General features: G+C 34.8%; 27 protein-coding genes and 3 pseudogenes. 26 read left to right on the top strand and 4 right to left on the bottom strand.

The features are described from left to right. The first annotated feature begins 18 nt into the window (after positions 1-18). Both gcvPA and gcvPB read left to right on the top strand, forming a co-directional pair. A complete protein-coding gene (gcvPA, locus tag CRO45_RS03380) occupies positions 19-1,365 on the top strand; it encodes an aminomethyl-transferring glycine dehydrogenase subunit GcvPA (RefSeq protein ID WP_097148232.1) in 1,347 nt (448 codons plus the stop codon). After that, the gene (gene gcvPB, locus CRO45_RS03375) at positions 1,358-2,821 is read left to right on the top strand and encodes an aminomethyl-transferring glycine dehydrogenase subunit GcvPB (protein ID WP_097148231.1); all 1,464 of its coding nucleotides are present in this window, start codon (positions 1,358-1,360) and stop codon (positions 2,819-2,821) included. The genes gcvPA and gcvPB overlap by 8 nt, the downstream gene beginning before the upstream one ends. A 323-nt stretch (positions 2,822-3,144) precedes the next feature. On the opposite strand, the gene CRO45_RS03370 is transcribed toward gcvPB, so the two are convergent. Then, complete coding sequence (locus CRO45_RS03370; RefSeq protein WP_097148230.1) at positions 3,145-3,528, bottom strand: rhodanese-like domain-containing protein; 384 nt, start codon at positions 3,526-3,528, stop codon at positions 3,145-3,147. A 101-nt stretch (positions 3,529-3,629) separates the two neighbouring features. Here CRO45_RS03370 and CRO45_RS03365 point away from each other — a divergent pair, with 101 nt between their 5' ends. From CRO45_RS03365 to CRO45_RS03340, 5 genes and pseudogenes are all read left to right on the top strand, one after another. Further along, positions 3,630-4,463 (top strand): lipoate--protein ligase family protein, encoded by an 834-nt coding sequence (locus CRO45_RS03365; protein ID WP_097148229.1) that lies wholly within the window; start codon positions 3,630-3,632, stop codon positions 4,461-4,463. Positions 4,464-4,711: 248 nt separating this feature from the next. Continuing rightward, positions 4,712-6,151, top strand: a pseudogene (locus CRO45_RS03360) (vitamin B12-dependent ribonucleotide reductase); the annotation flags it as partial. Between the two features lie 461 nt (positions 6,152-6,612). After that, positions 6,613-7,167, top strand: a pseudogene (locus CRO45_RS03350) (vitamin B12-dependent ribonucleotide reductase); the annotation flags it as partial. Between the two features lie 217 nt (positions 7,168-7,384). Continuing rightward, entirely contained in the window at positions 7,385-8,218 is an 834-nt protein-coding gene (locus CRO45_RS03345; RefSeq protein WP_097148226.1) for an HNH endonuclease, read from the top strand. Positions 8,219-8,286: 68 nt separating this feature from the next. Continuing rightward, positions 8,287-8,910: pseudogene (locus CRO45_RS03340) on the top strand (response regulator SirA); the annotation flags it as partial. A 124-nt stretch (positions 8,911-9,034) separates the two neighbouring features. Here the strand turns inward: CRO45_RS03340 and CRO45_RS03335 are convergent. Next, the gene (locus tag CRO45_RS03335) at positions 9,035-9,919 is read right to left on the bottom strand and encodes a DUF1385 domain-containing protein (protein WP_097148638.1); all 885 of its coding nucleotides are present in this window, start codon (positions 9,917-9,919) and stop codon (positions 9,035-9,037) included. A gap of 185 nt (positions 9,920-10,104) precedes the next feature. On the opposite strand from CRO45_RS03335, the gene CRO45_RS03330 reads away from it, so the two are divergent. The 15 genes from CRO45_RS03330 (at position 10,105) to CRO45_RS03260 (ending at position 20,610) form a co-directional block, all read left to right on the top strand. Further along, positions 10,105-10,563 carry a hypothetical protein gene (locus CRO45_RS03330; protein WP_097148224.1) on the top strand — a complete coding sequence of 153 codons (459 nt, stop codon included), beginning with the start codon at positions 10,105-10,107 and terminating at the stop codon, positions 10,561-10,563. A gap of 125 nt (positions 10,564-10,688) precedes the next feature. Beyond that, complete coding sequence (gene aroQ / locus CRO45_RS03325; RefSeq protein WP_097148223.1) at positions 10,689-11,120, top strand: type II 3-dehydroquinate dehydratase; 432 nt, start codon at positions 10,689-10,691, stop codon at positions 11,118-11,120. Between the two features lie 12 nt (positions 11,121-11,132). After that, positions 11,133-12,194 (top strand): M24 family metallopeptidase, encoded by a 1,062-nt coding sequence (locus CRO45_RS03320; protein WP_097148222.1) that lies wholly within the window; start codon positions 11,133-11,135, stop codon positions 12,192-12,194. A gap of 13 nt (positions 12,195-12,207) precedes the next feature. Beyond that, on the top strand, positions 12,208-12,765 hold the full coding sequence (gene efp / locus CRO45_RS03315) for an elongation factor P (protein WP_097148221.1): 558 nt from the start codon (positions 12,208-12,210) through the stop codon (positions 12,763-12,765). A gap of 261 nt (positions 12,766-13,026) precedes the next feature. After that, the gene (locus tag CRO45_RS03310; RefSeq protein ID WP_097148220.1) at positions 13,027-13,554 is read left to right on the top strand and encodes a DoxX family protein; all 528 of its coding nucleotides are present in this window, start codon (positions 13,027-13,029) and stop codon (positions 13,552-13,554) included. A 181-nt stretch (positions 13,555-13,735) separates the two neighbouring features. Beyond that, entirely contained in the window at positions 13,736-14,278 is a 543-nt protein-coding gene (locus tag CRO45_RS03305) for a DoxX family protein (protein WP_097148219.1), read from the top strand. Between the two features lie 237 nt (positions 14,279-14,515). Next, a complete protein-coding gene (locus CRO45_RS03300; RefSeq protein ID WP_097148218.1) occupies positions 14,516-14,722 on the top strand; it encodes a stage III sporulation protein AC in 207 nt (68 codons plus the stop codon). Between the two features lie 7 nt (positions 14,723-14,729). Continuing rightward, positions 14,730-15,107, top strand: a complete 378-nt coding sequence (locus CRO45_RS03295) for a hypothetical protein (protein ID WP_097148217.1) — start codon at positions 14,730-14,732, stop codon at positions 15,105-15,107. 12 nt (positions 15,108-15,119) lie between these two features. Then, complete coding sequence (locus CRO45_RS03290) at positions 15,120-16,031, top strand: stage III sporulation protein AE (protein WP_097148216.1); 912 nt, start codon at positions 15,120-15,122, stop codon at positions 16,029-16,031. A gap of 206 nt (positions 16,032-16,237) precedes the next feature. After that, positions 16,238-16,645 (top strand): hypothetical protein, encoded by a 408-nt coding sequence (locus CRO45_RS03285; protein ID WP_097148215.1) that lies wholly within the window; start codon positions 16,238-16,240, stop codon positions 16,643-16,645. Further along, positions 16,642-17,187, top strand: coding sequence for a SpoIIIAH-like family protein (locus CRO45_RS03280; RefSeq protein ID WP_097148214.1), 546 nt, complete (start codon positions 16,642-16,644; stop codon positions 17,185-17,187). The genes CRO45_RS03285 and CRO45_RS03280 overlap by 4 nt, the downstream gene beginning before the upstream one ends. A 171-nt stretch (positions 17,188-17,358) precedes the next feature. Continuing rightward, entirely contained in the window at positions 17,359-17,871 is a 513-nt protein-coding gene (gene accB / locus CRO45_RS03275; RefSeq protein ID WP_097148213.1) for an acetyl-CoA carboxylase biotin carboxyl carrier protein, read from the top strand. Between the two features lie 12 nt (positions 17,872-17,883). Further along, positions 17,884-19,263, top strand: coding sequence for an acetyl-CoA carboxylase biotin carboxylase subunit (gene accC / locus CRO45_RS03270; protein ID WP_097148212.1), 1,380 nt, complete (start codon positions 17,884-17,886; stop codon positions 19,261-19,263). Between the two features lie 217 nt (positions 19,264-19,480). Next, the gene (locus CRO45_RS03265) at positions 19,481-19,885 is read left to right on the top strand and encodes an Asp23/Gls24 family envelope stress response protein (protein WP_097148211.1); all 405 of its coding nucleotides are present in this window, start codon (positions 19,481-19,483) and stop codon (positions 19,883-19,885) included. A 113-nt stretch (positions 19,886-19,998) separates the two neighbouring features. Beyond that, entirely contained in the window at positions 19,999-20,610 is a 612-nt protein-coding gene (locus CRO45_RS03260) for a C40 family peptidase (protein ID WP_097148210.1), read from the top strand. Positions 20,611-20,683: 73 nt separating this feature from the next. Here the strand turns inward: CRO45_RS03260 and CRO45_RS03255 are convergent, their stop codons facing one another. Beyond that, the gene (locus tag CRO45_RS03255) at positions 20,684-20,884 is read right to left on the bottom strand and encodes a cold-shock protein (RefSeq protein ID WP_097148209.1); all 201 of its coding nucleotides are present in this window, start codon (positions 20,882-20,884) and stop codon (positions 20,684-20,686) included. Positions 20,885-21,182: 298 nt separating this feature from the next. Between CRO45_RS03255 and glpK the strand changes: the two genes are divergently transcribed. Then, positions 21,183-22,673, top strand: a complete 1,491-nt coding sequence (glpK, locus tag CRO45_RS03250) for a glycerol kinase GlpK (protein WP_097148208.1) — start codon at positions 21,183-21,185, stop codon at positions 22,671-22,673. A gap of 44 nt (positions 22,674-22,717) precedes the next feature. On the opposite strand, the gene CRO45_RS03245 is transcribed toward glpK, so the two are convergent. After that, positions 22,718-23,314, bottom strand: coding sequence for a hypothetical protein (locus tag CRO45_RS03245; RefSeq protein ID WP_097148207.1), 597 nt, complete (start codon positions 23,312-23,314; stop codon positions 22,718-22,720). A 186-nt stretch (positions 23,315-23,500) separates the two neighbouring features. Here CRO45_RS03245 and nusB point away from each other — a divergent pair, with 186 nt between their 5' ends. The 3 genes from nusB to xseA all read left to right on the top strand — a co-directional run bounded on the left by nusB (position 23,501) and on the right by xseA (position 26,256). Beyond that, the gene (gene nusB, locus CRO45_RS03240; protein WP_097148206.1) at positions 23,501-23,887 is read left to right on the top strand and encodes a transcription antitermination factor NusB; all 387 of its coding nucleotides are present in this window, start codon (positions 23,501-23,503) and stop codon (positions 23,885-23,887) included. Positions 23,888-23,936: 49 nt separating this feature from the next. Continuing rightward, positions 23,937-24,794 (top strand): bifunctional methylenetetrahydrofolate dehydrogenase/methenyltetrahydrofolate cyclohydrolase FolD, encoded by an 858-nt coding sequence (gene folD, locus CRO45_RS03235; protein WP_097148205.1) that lies wholly within the window; start codon positions 23,937-23,939, stop codon positions 24,792-24,794. A 106-nt stretch (positions 24,795-24,900) separates the two neighbouring features. Continuing rightward, positions 24,901-26,256, top strand: a complete 1,356-nt coding sequence (gene xseA, locus CRO45_RS03230; RefSeq protein ID WP_097148204.1) for an exodeoxyribonuclease VII large subunit — start codon at positions 24,901-24,903, stop codon at positions 26,254-26,256.

Raw genomic sequence — 26,256 nt, 5'->3', positions numbered from 1 at the left:
GAAAGAGGGTCTAAAAACATGACACATCGATATCTTCCGATGACGGAGACAGATAAAAAAGAAATGCTTGAAACGATTGGAATAAATAGTATTGATGAATTATTTTCAGATATTCCAGAAAAAGTTCGTTATCAAGGATTATATAATATTCCAAAAGCTAAATCAGAGTCTGCTTTACTTAAAGAGTTAAAACAATTAGCAGATAAAAATAGCAATACAGAAACAAATGTATCATTTTTAGGTGCTGGAATTTATAACCACTATAAACCAATTATTGTTGACCACGTGATTTCACGATCTGAATTTTATACGGCTTACACTCCATATCAACCAGAGATTTCACAAGGTGAGTTACAAGCAATCTTTGAATTCCAAACAATGATTGCAGAACTAACTGGCATGGATTTAGCTAACTCATCTATGTATGATGGCGGAACGTCATTGGCAGAAGCAGGAATGTTAGCTGCAGCACATACAAGACGTAAAAAATTATTAGTTTCTGAAGCGATACACCCAGAATATCGTGACGTTGTATCAACTTACGCAAAAGGTCAATCTATTGATGTCGTAACAATTCCAACAAAAGACGGGATTACAGATATTGATGCGTTAAAAGAATTACTTGATAGTGATACAGCTGCTGTTATGGTTCAGTATCCAAACTTCTTTGGTCAAATTGAAGATATTAAAACAATTGGTGAATTAGCCCACGATGCAAAAAGTTTGTTTGTCGTATCATCAAACCCTCTTGCATTAGGTATTTTAACACCACCTGGAAAACTTGGTGCAGATATTACTGTGGGAGATGCACAACCTTTCGGAATTCCTGAAAGCTTTGGTGGACCATACTGTGGTTATTTTGCTACAACGAAGCAATTAATGCGTAAAGTTCCAGGTCGTTTAGTTGGAGAAACTGTTGACCAAGAAGGTCGTCGTGGCTTTGTATTAACATTACAAGCTCGTGAACAACATATTCGTCGTGAAAAAGCGACATCTAACATCTGTTCGAACCAAGCTTTATTAGCTCTTGCTTCATCAGTTGCTATGACTGCACTAGGTAAAAAAGGTGTTCAAGAAATCGCGAAGCAAAATATCGTGAAAACTAGATTTGCGAAAAATGCTTTTGAAGCTGCTGGATTTGAAGTTCCTTTCCAAGGCGCTCATTTTAACGAAATCGTAGTGAAAACAAATAAACCTGTTCAAGAAATTAATAAAAAATTGTTAGAAAAGGGAATTATCGGTGGTTTTGATTTAGGTCGAGTATATCCAGAGCTAGAAAACCACGTACTAATTGCGGTAACTGAATTACGTACAAAAGAGGAAATTGAGAGCTTAGTTGCAGAAATGGGGGCTTACAATGCATAACGAAAACCAATCACTTATTTTTGAATTAACGAAAGAAGGCCGTGTTGGTTATAGTTTACCTGAACTAGATGTTGAAGATATCGACTTATCTGAACTATTACCTGAAGGATCTATTCGCGAGGAAGCTGCAGAACTTCCAGAAGTATCAGAACTTGATATTATGCGTCACTATACAGCATTATCTCGTCGTAACCATGGGGTTGATTCTGGTTTCTATCCACTTGGTTCTTGTACGATGAAATATAATCCAAAAATTAATGAAAATGTTGCTCGTATGTCAGGATTTGCGAATCTTCACCCATTACAAGATGAATCAACTGTTCAAGGTGCAATGGAATTACTTTATAACCTGCAAACGCAACTTGTTGAAATTACTGGTATGGATGAAGTTACTTTACAACCTGCTGCTGGTGCACACGGTGAATGGACAGCACTTATGATGATCCGTGCATTCCACGAAGCAAACGGTGAAGGTCATCGAAATAAAGTTATCGTACCTGATTCTGCCCACGGAACAAACCCTGCATCAGCCGCTGTTGCTGGATTTGAAACGATTACAGTTAAATCTAATGAAGATGGATTAGTAGATCTAGAAGATTTACGTCGTGTTGTAGGTGAAGATACAGCTGCACTTATGCTTACAAATCCTAATACTTTAGGTTTATTTGAAGAAAACATTATTGAAATGGCTGATATTATTCATAGTGTTGGTGGGAAAGTATACTATGATGGTGCAAACTTAAACGCAGTTATGTCTAAAGCGCGTCCTGGTGACATGGGCTTTGACTGTGTACACTTAAACTTACACAAAACATTTACTGGTCCACACGGTGGTGGGGGTCCTGGTTCAGGTCCTGTAGGGGTTAAAGCAGATTTAATTCCTTTCTTACCAAAACCAGTTTTAGTGAAAAAAGAAGATGGCACGTTCCATTTTGATTACAATCGCCCACAAGCAATTGGACGTGTTAAACCATATTACGGAAACTTCGGTATTAATGTTCGTGCATATACTTATATCCGTTCAATGGGTCCAGAAGGCTTGAAAGAAGTAACAGAATACGCTGTATTAAATGCAAACTATATGATGCGCCGCTTAGAACCATACTTTGATCTACCATACAACCGTCATTGTAAACATGAGTTTGTATTATCAGGTCGTCGTCAAAAGAAATTAGGTGTACGTACATTAGATATTGCAAAACGTCTACTAGACTTTGGTTATCATCCACCAACAATCTACTTCCCATTGAATGTAGAAGAAGGATTAATGATTGAACCAACTGAGACTGAGTCTAAAGAAACGTTAGACGCATTCTGCGACGCAATGATACAAATTGCTAAAGAAGCAGAAGAAAATCCTTCTATCGTACAAGAAGCACCTCACACTACGGTTATAAGCCGTTTAGATGAAACACGTGCAGCTAGAACTCCGATTCTACGTTATCAAAAAGCATAGAAAAATTATTAAGGGCTCGTCTTGGAAGTTTACCTTCCAAAACGGGCCTTTCATTTGTATCAAATATTTAATAAGTAATATCCAAGGAAATAAGAATGAAGTACCAATTATATTTTACTTTTCTTAATAGTTTTGAAAAACTACTATATAATAGTAGGAATTTGAATACTACATAATGATTACGTGAATAATTTAAAACGAAATTCAACAATTATCCACAAATATTTCATTATTTCGTAAACTGATTATGTTTCACAACAAAAAAAGACTTGCATTATTAAAATTAATGCAAGTCCACTATTCATCTTTGTGTAAGTAAATTCTTACGCTTTAGATTTAATTTTCCCTGTCCAAGTTTTAAAACCACCTTGAAGCTGGTAAATTTGGTTATAACCTTTTTTCTTAAGAAGAAGCGCAGCTCTCGCACTACGACCAGTATTTTGACAGTATAAGTATACTGGTAAATCTGGGCGAATTTCTTTATAACGTTGGCGAAGCTGAGTGGAAGGGATGTTTCTTGCACCTAGAATATGACCAGCGTCAAATTCCTTTGTTTCACGAACGTCAATTAATTGGGCTTTTCGATAACCTTGTATAAATTGTTCTTGTGTTAAGTTCGTCACGGCTTTTTTCAAGCGTAATGAATTTACTACTACATACACAATTATTACAACAAGTATAATCGCAATAGTATAAAGTACTTGCACTAAATATTTCTCCTTTCTATCTCTTATACCATTATAAAAGAGAAAGTAGCGATAGTTCAATCAGTTTGATAAAATAGATTACATTGTGAGGAGATGTAGAGATGAAAACAAAGTGGTATTTTATAAATTCAGGTCCTAGTCGCCCATCATATAACATGGCATTAGATGAAGCATTATTAGAGTTTCATAGTAAAGGAGAAATCCCTCCTGTTATTAGATTCTATGAATGGAATCCCGCAACTCTATCAATTGGATATTTTCAAAGTGCTGAAAAAGCAATCGATTTAAATGCTGTAAGATCACAAAATCTTGGATTTGTCCGTCGTCCTACTGGAGGTCGTGCGGTTTTACATGATAGTGAATTGACTTATAGTATTATCGTAACCGAAAGTTATCCAAATATGCCTGTAACAGTTACAGAAGCGTATCGAGTGTTAAGCGAAGGATTATTATTAGGATTTCAAAATTTAGGTTTAAATGCTTATTTTAGTGTTCCCGATTCAGAGGAAAAATTAACAGATCTGAAAAAACCAAAAAGTGCAGTTTGTTTTGATGCACCTAGTTGGTATGAACTAGTTGTTGAAGGAAAAAAAGTTGCAGGAAGTGCTCAAACTCGACAAAAGGGTGTCATATTACAACATGGTGCCATTTTACTCGATTTGGATGAAGATAAATTACTATCTGTATTCAAATTCTCTTCAGAAGAAGCGAAAGAAAAAATGCGATTGGAGTTACCCGAAAAAGCAGTTGCTATTAACCGTCTAACCGATCGAAGAATTACTATCCCTCAATGTATAGAAGCGTTTAAAAAAGGCTTTGAGGATTCTTTAAATATTGATTTAGTACACTATGAATTAACTGATGAACAAAAACAATATGTAAAGCATTTAGAAGAAAGTAAATATATGACAGATGAATGGAATTATAGAAAATAACTATATTACTTTTTGGTATAAAATATTTAGAAAATTTTTTTAATAGTTCCAATCCTTGTATTTTATTGGTTTCTATCATTTTTGAAAAAATCAACCCCTTGCATTGAAAAAATTTATGAGGTAATCTTTTCTAAGACAAAATAAATCTACATCTAGTATCATTCTCATCTAAAGCAACACAATATATTGTGTTTGATAGGCGTTAGATAGTATACTAGATGTAGAATATAGAAAAGGGAGGCTGCCTGATGGTATTGGTAGATGCAAAGGAAGCAACCATCCTCGTAGAACAACTCAACAAAGACATCGAGAAATTTCCTCAAGTTCATCCAATTACACCAGATATGCACATTACACATAAAGGTGTATCAAGATTAGTAATGATTGACCGTTATTCTTTTAAAGATACGGAAAAGAAAACGTTAAAAACTGGAGATTTTGTAGTTTTAACAATTAAAGAAGATCCTAAGTTTCCTGCTAGAGGTTTAGGATATATCCGATCAATTGATATTGAAACAAAAAAAGCAGAAATCTTAATTGAAGAAGAGTATCGTCATGTTCTAGAGAATCCACAAGAACAAGAGACAGGAGTCATTGTTCGCTCTTTAGACGTAATTGAAAAGCCTCTAGAAGTGTTTTATGAACAAATTGCAAAACGAAATGCCACAGGTCTTGCAGCTGTTGAAAAAACTGAAGAAGACCGTAAGAAATGGTTTAATATGTTTTATGAACAGCTAGTATCGCTTAAATTTGTACCGGCTGGACGTGTCCTATACGGAGCGGGTTCACAAACTGACGTAACGTTCTTTAACTGCTACGTTATGCCATTTGTTCCTGATAGTCGTGAAGGAATTAGTGATCATCGTAAGCAAGTAATGGAAATTATGAGCCGTGGTGGTGGCGTTGGTACGAATGGTTCAACTCTTCGTCCACGTAATACATTAGCGCGCGGTGTAAATGGTAAATCAAGTGGTTCTGTATCATGGCTTGATGATATTGCTAAATTGACACACCTCGTAGAACAAGGAGGTTCTAGACGCGGCGCTCAAATGATAATGCTCGCAGATTGGCATCCTGATATCGTGGAATTTATTATTTCAAAAATGCAAAATCCACGTATTTTACGTTATTTAATTGAAAATACGAACGATGAGCTAATCTCTCGTCAAGCACAAGAAAAACTAAAATTCCAACCTTTTACTGCCCAAGAAGAAGCTATGTATCAAGGTATTGTAAACTATAAAAACTTCCCTGGTCTTGGTGGTTTTAGTGAGTCTATTATTAAAGAAGCTGAACAAAAGCTTCGTGATGGTGGAACTTACAGTGTTCATAACCCTGAGTTCTTAACTGGAGCAAATATTTCGGTTACTTTAACGAAAGAGTTTATGGCAGCAGTTGAAAACGACGAAGAATACGAACTTCGTTTCCCTGACGTAGCAAACTACACACCTGAAGAAATGGCTATTTATAATGAGAAATGGCATGAAGTAGGGGACGTTAGAGAATGGGAACAACTTGGTTACCGTGTACGCACTTATCGTACAATCCGCGCACGTGAACTTTGGAACCTTATCAACGTATGTGCGACGTATGCTGCAGAGCCAGGCATTTTCTTCATTGATAATGCGAATGATATGACAAATGCTCGAGCATACGGGCAAAAAGTTGTAGCTACGAACCCGTGTGGTGGAGTTCGCCTCACGTTAAAAATTGCGGGATAAAGCGGGAAGGCTGAGACGCTAATCCGAACCGAAGGCTAGAGGTAAAGCTTTAGTCAGGGGCAACGCATACTCGGTGATCCTACTTATGTAGACTATAATCCGAGCACGAGACCGCAACATTACACACAATTATAACTAATCAAACACCTTGAGGTGATAAAATTGAATAGGGGATATGCTAGTTTTTATAAAGGACATTATTTAAGGAGTTCTTATGAATATGCATATGCTAAATATTTGGATTATCATTCTATCCCATGGGGATATGAGGTTAAAGTATTTGATTTAGGTTATAAATTTTATGGGAGAAAAGAGTTATTAAAATTCATGAAAAAAGTGTGTAATGAAAATGTATGCTGAACTTACAGGAAAAGGAACTGTAAGAACTAGAGGATAAAAAGCCTTTAGGATAACAATTATTATTACTGGAACAACCCCTAGCTCCGTTTTCAGTCTGTAACTTAGCAGCTGTTAACTTAGCGCAATTTGCTATTAAAGATCAACAATCAGTTGATTATGAAGCATTAAAAGAAACTGTACGCACTGGTGTACGTATGCAAGATAATGTTATTGAAGCAACTCCATATTTCCTAGAAGAAAACCGTAAACAAGCTTTAGGTGAACGTCGTGTTGGCCTTGGAGTTATGGGTCTTGCAGACTTGTTAATTTACTGTGAAAAAGAGTATGGATCAGAAGAAGGTAACAAACTTGTAGATAAAATCTTTGAAACGATTGCAGTAACTGCATATGAAACATCTATTGAACTTGGTAAAGAGCGTGGAAGCTTCCCATTCTTACAAGGTCAAACAGAAGAAGAAACAAATCGCTTAAGACAAGCCTTCATTAATACAGGTTACATGAGTAGTATGCCTGAACACGTACGTCAAGGTGTACTTGAAAATGGTATACGCAACTCACATCTATTAACCGTTGCACCTACGGGTAAACATGTTGCCCCCTACATTTGTAAAAATGTAGCGTAAACTTGGCTATATGCGGGAAACTCTGGCGTATCTTTTACTACCAAGCCTTGCCAGCTAAAATAGGTAAAAATGTAAAAGTGTTGACTAATTATCTACCAGACAATCCGCAGGGAAGTCGTGGCTGACCCCTCAACGACTACATGCCGAGCAACCAAAATATATTGAGGAACACTTGTTCTTGTTTTATAATTATTTAAAACAAGGTAGGGTGATTCCATTGAAAAAGAATTGTCTTAATTGTGGAAAGGAAATTAAAGTAAAACCCAGTCAATTTGACAGAAAAAAGTATTGTTCTCGAAAATGTAAAGGTGAATACCAAACTAAGAATCCTGCTGCATTTGAACATTTGAAAACGCAAAAGATTGTTCGTTGTGACTATTGTAGTAAGGAGCTTTTAAGAAAACCTTCTGTTTTAAAGAAAACTAAGTATTCTTTTTGTTCCCAAGGTTGTAAAGCTAAATTCCAAAGGAAGTATAAAGAACAATTATTCGCTCCTATACGAAAAGAAAAGGTGTTAATTGAGTGTCTAGAGTGTAGAAAGCAATTTAAAGTTATTCCTTCTAGATTATCAAGTGTAAAATATTGTTCAAAAGAGTGTTTAGGCAAAGCTAATGGACGAAGAGCAAAAGAACTCCTGCAGAAGAGAGTTATGGTAATTTGCAATAATTGCCCAACAGTAATTTTTAAAAAACCCTCAGAATTAACGGAACATAATTTTTGTTCTATTGAATGTATGAGTGATTATTATGCTAAATCTAACATGTTCGCTGGTGAAAATAGTGGAACATGGAGAGGTGGCGACATAGATTACTATGGACCAAATTGGAGAGCACAACGACGCAAAGTAAGAAAAAGAGACAATTTTACATGTCAAGACTGCGGTATAACAGAAAAGGAATATGGTAAGGAACTTTCTGTACACCATATTATTCCTTTCAGAAACTTTAATGGTGAGTGGAAAAAAGCAAATGAGATTTCAAATTTAATTACACTTTGCGAATATCCATGTCATAGAAAAAGACATTCAAAAATGGTTGATGATATAGTCTGACCCATATGGCGACATATGGAGCGGGTACTAATAATCCCGCCCTCTATTATTAGAGAGTAACAATTGTGAGCACAGGTACAATGGTTGGCGTTGCAACAGGCCTAGAACCTTACTTCTCATTCGTTTATTACCGCTCAGGACGTCTAGGTAAATTTATCGAAGTAAAGGCTGAAATCGTACAAGAATATTTAGATCGTCATCCAGAAGCAGATGAAAACAATTTACCACATTGGTTCATCTCATCAATGGATTTAACGGCTGAAGCGCACGCAGATGTGCAATGTGTCATCCAACGTTGGGTGGATTCATCGATTTCAAAAACTGTTAATGCACCAAAAGGCTACACAGTCGAACAAGTACAAAAAGTATACGAACGACTGTACAAAGGTGGAGCAAAAGGTGGTACGGTTTATGTTGATGGCAGCCGTGACACGCAAGTATTAACATTAAAAGCTGAATCTTCGTCTTCTCATGATGAGCAATTATCATTTGATGAGTTGAAAGAAGAAGAAAAGAAAGAAAAACAACCGGTTGTATTAGTTGATACAATTGCACCTCTTCAAACAACAAATGTAACAATAGGATCTGAAGTAGGAAATACATGTCCTGTTTGTCGTCAAGGTACAGTTGAAGAATTAGGTGGCTGTAACACATGTACAAGCTGTGGTGCACAACTAAAATGTGGTTTATAAGTTAAATGAACAGGAGATATCTTGAAAGTGAAATTTCAAGATGTCTCCTTTTTATTACGTAAAAGAGAGCAGATACAATACCGAAAAAAAGAGAGTTTGGTTAGTTACCAAACTCTCTCTAAAATTATTCATGGTGTAATTCTTTTGCAATTTCTGGATTTCTCTCAACTTCGTGAAGTTTCTTAAATGAAGCGATTGATACTTCGACCATTTCATCCTTTGGCTCTTTAGTCGTTAATAATTGTAACCATAGACCGGGATATCCTAAGTATTTTAGTACAGGGATATCTCTTATTGCATTTGTTCCTTGTAGAACTTCAAAAGAAATTCCTATAACAACAGGGATTAATAAAATTCGAATAATCACGCGTAACCAAAGTGGATCTGTTGGGAATAGGAAATAAACAAACATCCCTACAATAACTGTAAATAAAATAAAACTTGAACCACAACGGTAATGTAAACGAGATTGTTTTTGTACGTTTTCAACGGTTAGGTCCAGCCCGTTTTCATAACAGTTAATTACTTTATGCTCTGCACCATGATATTGGAAAACCCGTTTGATAATAGGCATCATTGATATAAAGTAAAGATATGCAAAAAGTAAAATGAGTTTAATAACTGTTTCTAAAAGGATTTGACCTGTTTTACCTGGAATCCATGCTTTAAATAATTCTGCAATAAATACAGGTACTAAAGTAAACACAAATTTACCAAATAAGAAAGAAAGTACGCCCACAACTGCAACGCCTAAAATCATTTGTAATTTAGACATTTCTTCCTTATTTTCTTCTTCTTCTCCAGGGTCTACCTCATATCGGTCACCTGAAAATTGCATATGTTTTGCACCAATCCCAGCGGATTCAATAATTGCTATATTTCCTCTAACGAAAGGGATTTTTTTTAGTTTTTGAAATAAAGGTTTCTTCTCCTTTTTCGCATAAAAATATTCGATAGAATCATCTGTTCGTCGTATTGCTGTAACCGTATGATCCTTACCACCGAACATAACACCTTCTAAAAGTGCTTGTCCTCCATATGCAGGTGTTTGCTTGCTCAATATGTACACCACTCTCTATTAGAATCTAAAAATAGTAACTATTATATTGTACTAAATTTTCTTAAAAAGCACTACGTCTAAGCATATCAATTTAACCTTTTGGTGAAACTAAAAGAAAAAAATGAGGTGTTTCTATGTTTAGAATTGCATTAATCACAAGTCTTGCTGCATCTATCTTTTTAACTCTTTCATTGAGTGGGTTAGCTTTATTTAAATTCATCCAATGGAATCCATTAGATTATACTGAACGATTTAATATACTCCAAAATAGTCATGGATCCATTCAATGGGTGTTTTTAGGGTTAGTGCTTTTTATTATTATTTTTATTTTCTATTGGATTATGCAGTACGTTGCTCTAGTTCCTGCTTTTGTTTCATCGTTACTCATTGGGGGATTAGTAGCATTAATCATCGAATGGTTTATTTTTGAATTACCTGCAGAATTGAATTCATTCACGAAATTGTCAATACCGTTTATGATTACGGTTATTATTACAGCAAGATTCGTTTTTGAAACTGCAAGCTTCCACTTCCAAGCGAACGCAAATGAAAAACAAAATGAGTTGCCGTATGAAGACACTGTGATAAAATAAAGTAAAACTTCCATCAGTGGATTTTTTCTCCAAAGCCATTGATGGAAGGTAATTTAGTTACTAGGTTCCGTATCTTTACTATACAGCGGAAAAAATAGGGATCTAGTTTTATTGGGGGAAATGGAATGAAAATTTTAGTGTTAAATGGACCTAATTTAAACCGATTAGGGAAAAGAGAGCCTGAAATTTATGGCCGTGAAACATTAGAGGATATTAAAGAAAGATTGGAAAACCTTTCAAAAGAGTTTAATTCGATGGTTGATTTTAGACAATCTAACCACGAAGGTGAACTAATAGATTGGATTCACGAAGCAGAAGATACTGGTGTAGAAGGTATTGTATTTAATCCTGGTGCGTACACACATACAAGTATCGCTCTTCGTGATGCAATTGCTGGAGTTAAAGTTCCAGTTATTGAAGTACACATATCAAATATACATAAGCGGGAATCTTTCCGTCATACATCGCTACTAGCACCTGAATGTGTTGGCCAGATATGTGGTTTAGGAACAGTTGGATACGATCTAGCTTTAAGAAGTTTTTTAGAGAAAAAGTAGGGGGAACTGAAGATGGCAAAATTGGAAAAGTTAAGAAAAGCTTTAGTTGAACAAAATATAGATGCATTACTAGTTACAAGTGAATTTAATCGCCGTTATATTACAGGATTCACTGGAACAGCGGGTGTGGCGATTGTATCACAAAATGACGCTGTTTTTATTACTGATTTTAGATATACAGAACAAGCTAAGAAACAAGTTGAAGGCTTCCGTATTGTTCAACACGAGAAACTAATCGTCGATGAAGTTGCTACACAAGTGGAACAAATGGGGATTAAATCTTTAGGTTTTGAAAAAGATACAGTAACTTACTCTGCATTTGAAAATTATAAAACGAAAATTAAGGCAGATTTAATACCTGTTTCTGGTTTAATTGAAAAAATTCGCTTGATTAAGACAAACGAAGAGATTAATATTATTAAGGTTGCATGTGAAATTGCAGATAATGCATTTACACATATACTTAATGTCATCAAGCCAGGAATTACTGAGCTTGAGGTATCGAATGAATTAGAGTTTTTCATGAGAAAACAAGGGGCTACATCATCCTCTTTTGATACGATCGTTGCAAGTGGATTGCGTAGTGCATTACCGCATGGTGTTGCAACTAACAAGGTAATTGAAAAGGGCGATTTTGTAACACTTGATTTTGGTGCATACTATAATGGCTACGTGTCAGATATAACTCGTACTATTGCTGTAGGTAATCCTTCCCAACAATTAGTCGATATGTATAATGCGGTGTTAGAATCACAGTTACTTGCTTTAGAAAAAGTAGGACCTAATATGACTGGGATTGAAGCAGATGCTGTAGCAAGAGATTATTTAAAATCAAAAGGTCTAGGCGAAGCATTTGGACATTCAACGGGTCATGGAATTGGATTAGAAGTTCATGAAGGACCTGGACTATCATTCCGTTCTGACACAGTATTAGAACCAAATATGGTTGTAACAATTGAACCTGGTGTTTACTTACCTGGTATTGGTGGCGTACGAATTGAAGACGATATACTAATAACAGAAACAGGTAATGAAGTACTAACTCATTCGAAAAAAGAACTAATTATTTTATAATGGAGGAATATTCATGATTTCAGTAAACGATTTCCGTACTGGTCTTACAATTATTGTAGACGGTAACCTATATCGTGTATTAGATTTCCAACACGTTAAGCCAGGGAAAGGTGCAGCATTCGTACGTTCAAAATTACGTAACCTACGTAATGGAAACGTGCAAGAAAAAACGTTCCGTGCTGGTGAAAAAGTAGAAAAAGCAATGGTTGAGAACCGTAAAATGCAATATTTATATGCTCAAGGTGATTCTCACGTGTTTATGGATATGGAATCTTATGAGCAAACTGAACTTGCTGCTAGCCAAATTGAAGATGAATTAATGTATCTTTTAGAAAACATGGAAGTTCATATTCAAAGTTACCAAGGTGAAATGTTAGGTATTGAATTACCAAATACAGTTACATTAGAAGTAACTGCAACTGAACCAGGTATTAAAGGTGATACTGCAACAGGCGGATCTAAACCAGCTACATTACAAACAGGTTTAGTAGTTAACGTACCGTTCTTTGTAAATGAAGGCGATAAATTAGTTATTAATACAACAGATGGTTCGTATGTATCTCGTGCATAATGAATAAGTTGAAAAACCAGAAGAAAATCATTTCTTCTGGTTTTTTGTATTTTATACAGGATTTTTGTTGTAATTTAACATTATTAGTACTTTAGAATGTTTCGTAAGAAGAAAATTGGAAGGTAAAAAGTATTGAATTCATGATACTGTCACAAAGATTTTGATAAATTATGAACTGTACTAGTAATATATTTTCCGCTGTTGTATAACATGGTATTCTATGACCATATTACAAATCATATTTGACAAGGAGAGATTCAAATGATTAACAAATGGTGGAGAAATAATAATATTGCTGCAGCTGTTATGATGCTGCTACGTATATATTTAGGGTATAACTTTATGGTCGCTGGTTGGGGTAAAATCACTGGTGGACAATTTGATGCGAGTGGATTCTTGAATAATGCAGTTCAAAATCCAGTAAAGGGTCCGGATGGCTCTAGTGTATTTGGTTTATATAATATATTCTTAGAAAATGTTGCATTACCAAATGTCGACCTATTTAACATTTTGGTACCTTGGGGAGAATTTTTAGTTGGACTAGGGTTAATTTTAGGATGTCTTACAACTGCCGCTGCTTTCTTTGGTGTAATTATGAACTTCTCATTCTTAATGGCTGGAGCGATCTCACATAATCCAACGGATATTCTAATCGGCTTACTTATCTTATTTGCTGGTGCAAATGCTGGTAAAATTGGTTTAGATTACTTTGTCCTTCCATACGTTAGAAAAATGCTACACAAAAACGAATATAAAGAAAATAAAGTTAAACCGAGTGTCGCACAATAAAATATTATTTAAAAATTACTCAAATTTCTATGAAGTTTGAGTAATTTTTTATTCGAAAGTCATAATTTCATAAATTATTCACAAAAATATTACTAAAATTTGAACTGTCATATAACAGGTATTATTCTGTTGTATAACATGTTACTATATCCTTACAAACAAACAACAAGGAGAGATTAACATGATTAACAACTGGTTAAGAAATAACAATATTGCAGCAGGAATTATGATGCTGTTACGTATATATTTAGGGTATAACTTTATGATTGCTGGTTGGGGTAAAATAACTGGCGGACAATTTGATGCAAGTGGGTTCTTAAATAATGCCGTTCAAAATCCGGTAAAAGGCCCAGATGGTTCGAATGTGTTTGGATTATATCATTCATTTTTAGAAAATGTGGCGTTACCAAATGTTGAAATCTTTAATATTTTAGTACCGTGGGGAGAGTTTTTAGTTGGTATCGGGTTAATACTTGGATGTCTAACAACTACGGCAGCATTCTTTGGTATCATAATGAATTTCTCTTTCTTAATGGCTGGAGCAATCTCTCATAATCCTATTGATATATTAATTGGCTTAATGATTCTATTTGCTGGTTCAAATGCAGGGAAATTTGGTTTAGATCCATTTGTAATTCCTTTCTTAAAAAAGTCACTGTTTGAAGAACCTAAAAATAACAATGGTAATGGAAAAGGAAATGTTAAAACAAGCGTTGCACAATAAAGTCAAACTATAAACTTATTGAGAAATAATATAGATAAAATATCGACTAAAAATGACTCAAATTTCTATGGGATTTGAGTCATTTTTTATTTAGGCATGTAAATATAATGTGTTTTGATGAAGGTAATATTTTATAAGCGTAAGATTGCAATTATGGTTGTCCCATTTTTCTTTCTAGAGCTGGTCTATTTAATGATACAAGCTCATATACTGCGTTACACGAGGAGGCGTCGAGATATGGAGTTACAGGACGTTTTGCGAGTAGCTGGGGTAGGGTTGATTCTAGCTCTACTTCATGTCTTATTAGAGCAATTCGGCAAAAAGGAATTTTCATTTTTCTTATATTTTATTGCATATTTGTATTTAACTGCAGAACTTTTAAGATTCTTACGGCTATTTTTTGGAGACATCTTAGTATTCTTCCAATGGCTGAATTTAAATTAGGTAGCTTATGATATTTATTTTTTATGCCGTAATCTTACTTTTAATCTTATTATTGATAAGAGATTCATTCCAAAAACTACACACTCTAATAGCAATCATATTTTTCTTCATACTACTACATTTCCTTTTGTCGATGCTTGTGATTCCATTTTTAGAAAAGCTCCTTTCTTATGTACACTCGGTACCATATGTTGCTCAACTAATCTATTCGGCATTATTCTACCAACTTGGGTCTCTTATTCATTCAGTTTTTGAAGAACAGGAATACGAATCCATTGGAGAATTAGTCATGATTGCTGTAAGAATCGTTTTGTTAACTTATTGGCTAACCGAATTTGCAACAGTTTTATCAAAGTTTTCCTCAATATTAGAAAAGCTTCAATAAGGGGCTTGATCAATGAATGAAATACTAAATATTTTCTTGGATCCGCTGAAGATCGCAGGACAATCTATCTTGTTAATCATCACGTATACCGTCCTATTTTTAGCAATTGAAGCCTATGTTCCAAAGTTTAAAAAGTGGAGTGATACGTTATTTATCGTCGTTCTAGTCTTAGCTTTGGGACAAACTGTAATGGATGCATTTTCATTAATGGCACAATTAGCAGGAATATTTTCTAATTTCTTCTTAGCATTGTACCCAATCATTATGTCACTACTCGTAATTTTAAATTCTGTTTTTTCTTTTATCGCTTGGAGTCCAATCATATTCTTTATATTTGAACTACTCATTTTGCTATGTGAGAGAATTTTGATTCCTGCTGTAACAATTGCATTAATTTTTGATTTTTGTACACGGTTTATCGGAGAAATGTCTTTTGGAAAAGCCTCAGATTTAATAAGAGGTTCAGTAATGACGATTATTACAGCAACAGTAATTGCAATCATGACGATTTTATCATTCACGGGTGTTGCCTTTTTTACAATCGATAAAGCGATTGCAGATCCAGTGAAGAAAGTTATTGAACAGACTATTCCCATCGTTGGATCTTTAATTGTACAAGGCTTTTCAATCTTCAATAAATATCAATCAACGGCTACGACGGTGGCGGGACTAGGTGCGATGTCTGCATTTTGGGTAGCTGCCTTTTATCCAGCCGGGAAATTATTAATACATGCGATGACATTTAAGCTGCTAGCCGCTATCATCGAACCGTTTTCAAGTAGTACTGTCAGTGGGTTAGTTGATGATGTTGGAAAGTCACTTTTGGTGTTATGTGCAGTAGCGTTTTTATTAGGAATCGCATTTGTTTTCATTTGGCTAATTCTAATGGTTATGACTCAACTAGGGGTGGGTAAAACGTTTTGATAAAACTAGTTGTAATAATTTTAGTGGGCAAATGTTTACTACTATTAGCCGAGGAAACAGATCTCATTATTTATATTAAACTAGCAACCTTAATTATTTTTTTAACAACTTTGTTAGATTTCCTAAATCTATAAAGCATAGACGAGCATCAACCATCATACAATGTGTTGAAACGTTACAGAAAGGAGGCCGCAAAGGGACGTGAAGTGGAAAAGAAAAAATGGACAAAGACTAACCTAATACTGATTCCAATAGCACTAGTTGCGTTCATTGCGTACATTTCTTTAACGTTTAATGATCCAAACAGTGAGCAAAGTGATACAAGTACACTTGAGGGGAAAATAGAGCAAACGTTAAAGCAAATTCAAGGCGTTGGACAAGTTAAAGTGTATTTACATTACGATGATCATGTACCAGATGGAGCTAGTTTGCTAGATGAATATTTTTCATCAGGTAAAACCCAAAAAACAGTATCAGGTATGCTCATTGTATCGGAAGGGGCTTCGAACCCCTCCATCAAAAGTCAACTATTGGAAACCATTAGTCGAGTAATGCAATTGCCTACTCACAGAATCATGATTGTACCTATGGAGAGAAAAGGAGATGTAGAATGAAAGTAAAAAGACGAACAGTATGGCTATTAACTTTATTTAGCTTAGCGGCTGTCATTTCAGTTTACTACCTATTTGAAGGTAATCGCGATGTGAATTTATCGGCTGTCTTCACGGACGACCCACTTGAACAAACAACTTTAACGGGTGTAGATCAATTAACAAATACTTCTACTTCTACGGAAAGTTATTTATTCGATGATTTAAGAATTCAAGTTGATAATGAGCGTAGTCAAATACGTACTCAATTAACAAATAAAATTGCATCGAACGAATTTACAAATGAAGAGAAAAATGAAGCATTCAATCAAATGAATCAACTTATTAAACAAGAGTCTTCTGAAGCAATGCTTGAGATGCTAATCAAATCACTTGGCTATTCTGATGCGTTTGTAAGAGTGGAAGAGGACAAAGTACAAGTACAAGTACTATCAGACGAACTATCAACAAAACAGGCTAATGATATTATTTATACAGTTAGAAAAGAAGTTGAAGATATGAATATCACAAACGTAACAGTTGGTTTTCAATCAAGTTACTATTGATTAAGCACTTTATAAAATAAAATATAATTTAAGGAAGAAACAGTGCGACATTGTCTATGGCAAAAGCACTGTTTTTTTACGTTTTGTAGAAAATAATAAATAATAGTTTCAAATTGTACCAAAAAATTATAAAATGAAAGATGTATCTATTATTTATGAAGGGGTGTTATTGTGTTCAAAGTACAAGAATTACGTGAAATTATTAAATTAGTTGACGCATCATCGATCGAAGAATTTGTGTATGAAAATGATGGGGCAAAAATAAAATTAAAAAAATCAAATGGTGTTGTAACGGAAGTCGTTCAACCTAAGTCAGAAGTTGTAGCACAAGTCGTAGAGCAACCTGTTGCAAAGCCGGTAGAACAACCTGCTCCACAACCAGTAGAGGTTGCAAAAGCAGTAACTGAAGCCGCACCAAAAGCAACAGCTGCTAGTGATGAGTCACTACATAAAATCACTTCTCCAATGGTAGGAACATTCTATCAAGCTCCATCACCAGATGCTCCTCCATATGTAAAAGTTGGAGATAAAGTTTCAGATGAAACGATCGTTTGTATCGTAGAAGCTATGAAGTTATTCAATGAAATTGAAGCTGAAATTAAAGGTGAAATTGTAGAAATTCTCGTAAAAGATGGCCAATTAGTAGAATATGGTCAACCACTATTTTTAGTAAAACCTGAGTAAGGGGTGACCAAAATGAAAAAAGTATTAATTGCTAACCGTGGTGAAATTGCAGTTCGAATTATTCGTGCATGTAAAGAACTAGGTATTCAAAGTGTTGCTGTTTATTCGGAAGCAGACAAAGATGCACTTCATGTAAAATTAGCAGATGAAGCGTACTGTATAGGACCTAAATTATCAAAAGATTCTTATTTAAGTTTCCCAGCTGTTTTAAGTGTTGCAGAAAAAACGGGTGTTGATGGAATTCATCCTGGATACGGTTTCTTAGCAGAAAATGCTGATTTCGCGGAAGCTTGTGAACAAGCGGGAATTAAGTTCATCGGACCATCATCAGATTCGATTAAAATTATGGGTATGAAAGACGTAGCTAGAAGTACTATGGAAGAAGCGGGTGTTCCTCTTGTTCCTGGTACAGGCATTGTTCCTGATATTGAAACAGGTAAACAATGGGCTGCTAAAATCGGGTACCCAGTAATTATTAAAGCAACAGCTGGAGGCGGCGGAAAAGGTATCCGTGTAGCCCGTACTGAAGAAGACCTTGTAAAAGGGATCGAAATTACACAAAAAGAAGCTGCTGCAGCATTTGGTAATCCAGGTGTATATTTAGAAAAATTCATCGAATATTTCCGTCATTGTGAAATCCAAGTGTTGGCAGATTCACAAGGTAATGTTGTTCACTTAGGTGAACGTGATTGTACTGTACAACGACGTATGCAAAAGCTTGTTGAGGAGGCTCCATCTCCAGCGCTTTCACCTGAGCGCCGTGCAGAAATGGGGGCTGCTGCAGTAAAAGCAGCACAAGCTTGTAATTATGAAGGTGCAGGTACGATTGAATTTATTTACGATTATAAAGAGGACAAGTTCTATTTCATGGAGATGAATACTCGTATCCAAGTAGAACATCCAGTTACAGAAATGATTACTGGTGTTGATTTAGTTCAACAACAATTAAAAATCGCTTCGGGTGAAAAGTTACCATTTGCTCAAGAAGATATTAAAATTAATGGTTGGTCAATTGAATGCCGTATTAACGCGGAAAATGCATACAAAAACTTTATGCCATCTGCTGGTACTGTAGATACTTATATTACGCCAGGTGGATATGGAGTTCGTGTTGACTCTGCTGTTTACGCAGGTTATACAATTCCACCATACTATGATTCAATGGTTGCAAAACTAATTGTTCATGCAGATACACGTGACGAAGCAATCGCTCGTATGAATCGTGCGCTAAGCGAATTTGTCGTTGAAGGACCTGGTATTAACACAACAATTCCTTTCCACGAAGCGTTAATGAACAACGAAGTATTCCAATCAGGTAAATTTAATACGAAATTCTTAGAAGAAAATGATGTATTAAATATCCAAAAGGAAAAAGAATCTGTAACTAAATAATTATTATAAAATGTGTAGACATTGGATATTTTCTAATCGTCTACACATTTTTAACTTTATTTTAGTTTTGGTTTAAAACTATCAATAAAATAAAATATAGTCATTAATGTTATGTGTATTTCGAGCAACCCTGTATAAAATATTGTATAATTAAGTTAATTAAGGCTCTTTGGCAATGACAGTTATGTTTATGCCTGAGAAAGAGAGGGTGAAGAAGATGGCTGACAAAGCAACACAAACTTTTGTACAACCAACTCCTTTTGGTAAAGAAGAACTTGGTCTTATTGAAGTAGCACCTGAAGTAATCGAAGTAATTGCTGGGATCGCAACTACTGAGGTTGAGGGTGTTGCAGCGACTAGAGGAAATTTTGCTTCTGGTGTAGCTGAACGATTTGGTAAAAAAGTACACTCGAAAGGTGTTAAAGCGACTATATCTGATAATGGAGATATTATTATAGATGTTTATTGTTCGGTGAAATACGGATATTCCATACCTAAAGTTGCTAAAGATATCCAAACAGCTATAAGACAAGCAATTTTCAATATGACTTCCATTGATACAAACGAAGTAAATATCCACATTACAGCAATTCAATTTGAATCCACAAAAGAACAAGAATAATTTTTCTAATTCTTCCTTCATTATTTGAAGGAAGAATTTTTTTTCATAAAAGTATATATGTTGTCTTCCGAAACAAACTATAGTCGTAATTTAACATTTGGAGGGACATCACTTTGAAATTTTCCATCAGAAAAGCTGTTGTAGGTGCATTTGCAACTACTATTCTATTTAGTGGCGTTGAAATAGCAAATGCCCAATATACAGCTAAACAAGGGGATACATTATTTAAAATTGCTAAAAAATATAATATGACGTTAACTGATATTATTGAATTGAATCCGCATTTTGAAAATCCAAACTCAATTGATATTGGAGATAAAGTCGTAGTAAGAAGTGGTGATATTGCTACGGATTTAGTTGACTATGCGAGAAGTCTACAAGATCGAACTACATATGTCTATGGAGGCCAAGAAAATTACAACCCACCATTATATACAGACTGTAGTGGTTGGACACAACATATATATTACATGTTTGGTATAAATCTTCCGCGTACTTCTGCAGAACAAGCTACAGTTGGAACACCAGTTAAATTTGAGGATATGAAAAAAGGTGATTTAATGTTTTTCAGTACTCGTGAAGATAAGGAAATTACACATGTAGGAATTTATATGGGGAATGATTATTGGATTAGTAATTTAAATACGGAAGATGATGTTGAAATTTTAAGTACATGGGGAAGTTGGACACAAAAACATTTCTTATGGGCGCAACGTGTACTTTAAATGAAAAAAGCCGACTAAATGTATTTAATACATTTGTCGGCTTTAAAACATTCTATGTTGGTATTACAAAGAATTAAAGTTTAACTACGTTAGTAGCTTGTGGTCCACGGTTTCCTTCTTCAACTGAGAATTCAACTTTTTGACCTTCTTCTAAAGTTTTGAATCCGTCGCCTTGGATAGCAGAGAAGTGTACGAATACGTCGTTTCCACCTTCAACTTCGATAAATCCAAAACCTTTTTCTGAGTTAAACCATTTTACTGTACCTTGAGTCATTTGAGAAGACCTCCAAAAAATTTATTATAGTTAAGATCTGTTATCGTAAAAAAATTCACACATTACAAAAAGTACCGAACGTTCACCGATACTTTTTGTAACATGTGAATTCCTTGGATAAGTAATGATATTAACTAGTCTCTATACTATACATTGTAAAATTTACTATGTCAATACTTTACCATCAAAAGATTTAAATTAAAATAAAATAACATTTAAATGTATAGTAGGAATATGAATATAATTAATCGAAGTAGTAAACAAGTTCCATAAATAGAAGAGGGGGAAAAGAAGGGAAATGGAAAAGTATATTCTTTCCTTAGACCAAGGTACAACTAGTTCTAGAGCAATTCTATTTAATCAGGCTGGTAATGTAGTTCACATTGCTCAACGTGAGTTTAAGCAATACTTTCCGAAGAGTGGTTGGGTTGAACATAGTGCAAAAGAGATATGGAGTTCCATATTATCAGTTATAGCTTCAGTTCTATCAGAAAAAAATATTCGCCCTGAACAAATTGCAGCAATTGGTATAACAAATCAGCGTGAAACAACCGTTGTTTGGGATAAGACAACAGGCGAACCGATTTATAATGCAATCGTATGGCAATCAAGACAAACAACATCTATATGTAATGATTTAATTGAACAAGGCCATGAAGAATTATTTAGAGAGAAAACGGGACTCTTAATCGATGCATATTTCTCGGGGACAAAAGTGAAGTGGATTTTAGAACATGTAGAAGGTGCTCGCAAGAAAGCAGAAAAGGGTGAATTACTTTTCGGTACGATTGATACGTGGATTATTTGGAAACTCTCTGAAGGTAAAGTTCATGTGACGGATTACTCTAATGCTTCTAGAACATTAATGTATAACATACATGAATTAAAATGGGATGAGGAACTTTTATCTATACTCGATGTTCCTATCTCAATGCTTCCAGAAGTCAAACAATCTTCTGAAATTTATGGTGAAGTATCTAAAAATCACTTTTTCGGTACGAGTGTACCAATAGCCGGAATTGCAGGAGACCAACAAGCTGCTTTGTTTGGTCAAGCTTGTTTTGAATCAGGCATGGTGAAAAATACGTATGGAACAGGTTGCTTTATGCTAATGAATACAGGAGAAAAGGCAGTACGTTCAAATCATGGACTGTTAACTACGATTGCATGGGGTGTTGATGGCAAGGTTGAATATGCCTTAGAAGGTAGTATTTTTGTCGCAGGTTCTGCCATCCAATGGTTAAGAGATGGTCTACGAATGGTACGTCATTCATCTGAAAGTGAAAGTTATGCTGAAAGGGTAGAAAGTACGGAAGGTGTATATGTAGTTCCAGCATTTGTAGGATTAGGTACACCATATTGGGATAGCGAAGTGCGCGGATCTGTATTTGGTCTAACAAGGGGGACAACGAAAGAACATTTTATTCGTGCAACTTTAGAGTCTTTAGCTTATCAAACAAAAGATGTCTTAGCTGCTATGGAAGCAGATTCAACTATTGCTTTAAAATCCTTAAGAGTTGATGGTGGAGCGGTTCACAATAATTTTCTTATGCAATTTCAATCGGATATACTGAATGTTCCTGTTGAAAGAATGGCAATTAACGAAACTACAGCATTAGGTGCAGCTTATTTAGCTGGGCTTGCAGTAGGATTTTGGGAAAGTAAAGAGAAAATAGTAGATCATTGGAATCTAGAAAGAAAATTCGAGCCGTCAATGGAAGAAGAAAAACGTACAAAACTTTATGAAGGATGGCAAAAAGCGATAAAAGCAACTCAAGCTTTTAAGTGAAATGAAAAGCACTGGAAATCTACTTTAGTTCCAGTGCTTAAAAATTATAATGAATGAATTAAACCATATCGTTGAATTCCTCCAGCTGACTGTATAGCATTTTGCTTATGTTCTTCATAAGAAATATTGTCATTTTCCCTTTTAGCTAAAGTTGCTAAAATAGCTTCTTTCATCCATTCTTTAGATAACTCAAAAGAAAGCGCATCGTGACGATTACCATAAGTTGCATAGACTAATGCTTTACTATAGCTCATAAACGGTTCTTTCTCGATTAAATTAGCTTCTTCAAAAGCAACATCAAAATTTTCTTTTAACATTTCACGGACAAATCGATAATTCTGATATATGTAACCTTTAGGATATTTCTTAAGTATTTGTTCGATCGCCGTTAATTGCTCTTCTTTTGTGCCGTTTGCCTGCTCGTATACAAAGGCATATATAGGCTCTTTTCTATTATTCGCTAAAAATTTTTCCACACTTTTTATATTTTTTGTTCCGTACAAAACATAAAGCATTCTACCTAGCATTACTATACATGCGATTACCATGAAAATAAAAACTGTCCATTTCGGCCAGCTAAAATAATATGCGATCCAAAATCCAACAAATGCTATTAATAAGTAGTATAGAAACATTTTCATAATACACACCTCCAATTTCTACGGCTTATGCTAAAGAACATTTAATATAACGTCAATGGGTTTCTTTTAATTTTCGTAAAATTTCAAATGCTATTTTTAGAATAATGAAACTTGTTTGAAGCTGTATATGATTAGCTAAAATATGTTATTATAGGTCTTAATGTTACTAAAGAAGGAGATTTATACATGAAACGACATGAAGCGCGTAGTAAAGCTATGCAAGTATTGTTTCAGTTAGATAATACCGAGTTAGAACTAACAGTAGATGAGGCAATTAGCCATGTACTTGAAGAATCAGAAACTGATTCATTCTTTGAGTCATTAGTTCGCGGGACAATAAATAAGAAACAAGAAATTGATGCAGCGCTTGAAGAAAAATTAGAAAATTGGTCATTATACCGATTACCCAAAATTGAGAGAACGGTATTACGTTTAGCGGTTTATGAATTATTGTTTATGGATGATACACCAAATAACGTTGTATTAAACGAAGCGATTGAACTGTGTAAAACATATGGCGATGAAAAATCAAGCAAATTTGTAAATGGAGTACTTTCTAAATTCGTGGAATAATTAAATAATATTTTTTACGGAAATTCTTTTTTGAAGGAGTATAAGAAATATGGCTAGCATTATTAACGGTAAAGAAATTGGACAACAAATTAGACAATCTATTGCTGATCGTGTAGTAAAGTTAAAAGAACAAGGTGTTACTGCAGGATTAGCAGTAATTTTAGTAGGAGATAATCCAGCATCACAAACCTATGTAAGAAATAAACAAAAATCTTGTGAAGCGATAGGTATCTATTCAGAACTAATTAAACTACCTGAAGAAACGAAAGAAGAAGAATTGTTAGAACACATCAAAACATTAAATAACCGTCAAGATATTCATGGAATCCTAGTTCAGCTACCTCTACCAAAACATATTAATGAAGATAATGTAATTGCAACGATTTCTCCTGACAAAGACGTTGATGGATTTTCACCGATCAGTGTAGGGAAAATGATGCTTGGGCAAGATACATTCCTACCATGTACTCCATTTGGTGTTATGAAGTTGTTAGAATTTTCTGGTGTAGAACTAGCAGGTAAACATGCAGTAATTGTGGGTAGAAGTCATATTGTTGGTAAACCGATGGGTCAATTGTTACTTCAAAAGGATGCAACCGTTACATATACACATTCAAAAACGAAAGATTTACCATCATTTACAAAGCAAGCTGATATTTTAATTGCAGCGGTTGGTCGAGCTAACTTCATTACAAGCGAACATGTTAAACCGGATGCCGTTGTAATCGATGTTGGCATCAACCGCGACGAGAATAATAAATTAGTTGGAGATGTCGATTTTACTGATGTCGAGCCTATTGCATCTCACATTACTCCTGTACCAGGCGGAGTAGGTCCAATGACGATTACAATGTTGCTATACAATACTGTTCAATCTGCAGAAAATACATTACAACAGGACAAATAGTCTTAAAACATGTAAAATAGATGTGCAGAAAGCTGTTTTTCTGATGAGAAACAGCTTTTAATTTATACACTAATTAAAGAATTTATAGAAAAGGATTCGTATGTAAATGACAGCGTCTTCTTATTTAACCGTTAAAGCATTAACAAAATATATTAAGAGAAAGTTCGATGCAGACCCCCACTTACGTGATGTCTATGTCAAAGGTGAACTTTCAAATGTAAAAATACATACATCGGGACATATTTATTTCACGTTAAAGGATGATGAAACACGTATATCTGCTACGATGTTTCGGACTCAAGCAAGTAAGTTAAAATTTAAGCCAGAAGAAGGTATGCAAGTTTTTATTCGTGGTGATGTTTCTGTATACGAATCTTCGGGTAGTTATCAATTATATGCACAAAGTATGGAACCAGATGGTATCGGCGGTTTGTTTATTGCGTTCAATCAATTAAAAGAAAAGTTACATAAAGAAGGACTTTTCAACCCAAATTTTAAACAGCCAATTCCAAAATTTCCAAATACAGTTGGAGTATTAACAGCAACTACGGGTGCAGCTATTCGAGATATTTGCACAACGATTTCAAGAAGATATCCTCTTTGTGAAATTGTCATCTATCCAACAATTGTACAAGGCGCTCAAGCAGCACCAAATATTGTGAAAAATATAAAGTTAGCTAATGAACAAAATCTATGTGATGTTCTTATAATGGGACGTGGTGGCGGTTCAATTGAAGATCTATGGGCGTTTAATGAAGAAATAGTTGCTCGTGCAATCTTTGAGAGTAAAATACCTATCATTAGCGCTGTTGGACATGAAACAGATACTACAATCGCAGATTATGTAGCTGATTTAAGAGCACCGACGCCAACTGCAGCTGCAGAGCTTTCTGTACCGCACCAAAAAGAATTGTATCAACGAATCCTTGGAAGTAAATCCTATTTGCATCAGGTCATGTCCTCGAAATTGGCGATAGAACGAAATCGATTAAAAAAGTTGCAAAATTCTTATCCTTTAGCAACTCCAGAAAGATTATATCGCCCATTTACTGAAAAAATGATTCATCTTGATATGCGTTTATCTCGTTCAGGACAAGTATTTTTAATGAAAAAGAATAGTGAATTACAAAGATTAGATGGTGCAATTAAAATGTATTCACCTAAAAATGCAATTCAGTATTATGGTAAACAATTAGATCAAACGACAAATTTACTGACACGATCAATATTAAAGTTATTATCGAATAAAAAAGAATCTTTTTCATCTACAATAAGAACTTTAGAAGCTTTAAATCCGTTAACGATTATGAATCGAGGATTTAGTGTTACTTTTAAAGAGGATAAAGTCATAAAATCTGTCTCTCAACTGTCTGTAAATGACGAAATTACAGTACAACTCCAAGATGGTAAGGCGAGGGCTAAGATTATAGATACCCAAGTGAACGAAGGAGGTAGCAAATAA

The organism is Ureibacillus acetophenoni, from assembly GCF_900220965.1.
Lineage (GTDB): Bacteria > Bacillota > Bacilli > Bacillales_A > Planococcaceae > Ureibacillus > Ureibacillus acetophenoni.
This window is presented reverse-complemented; position numbering and strand designations above follow the sequence as displayed.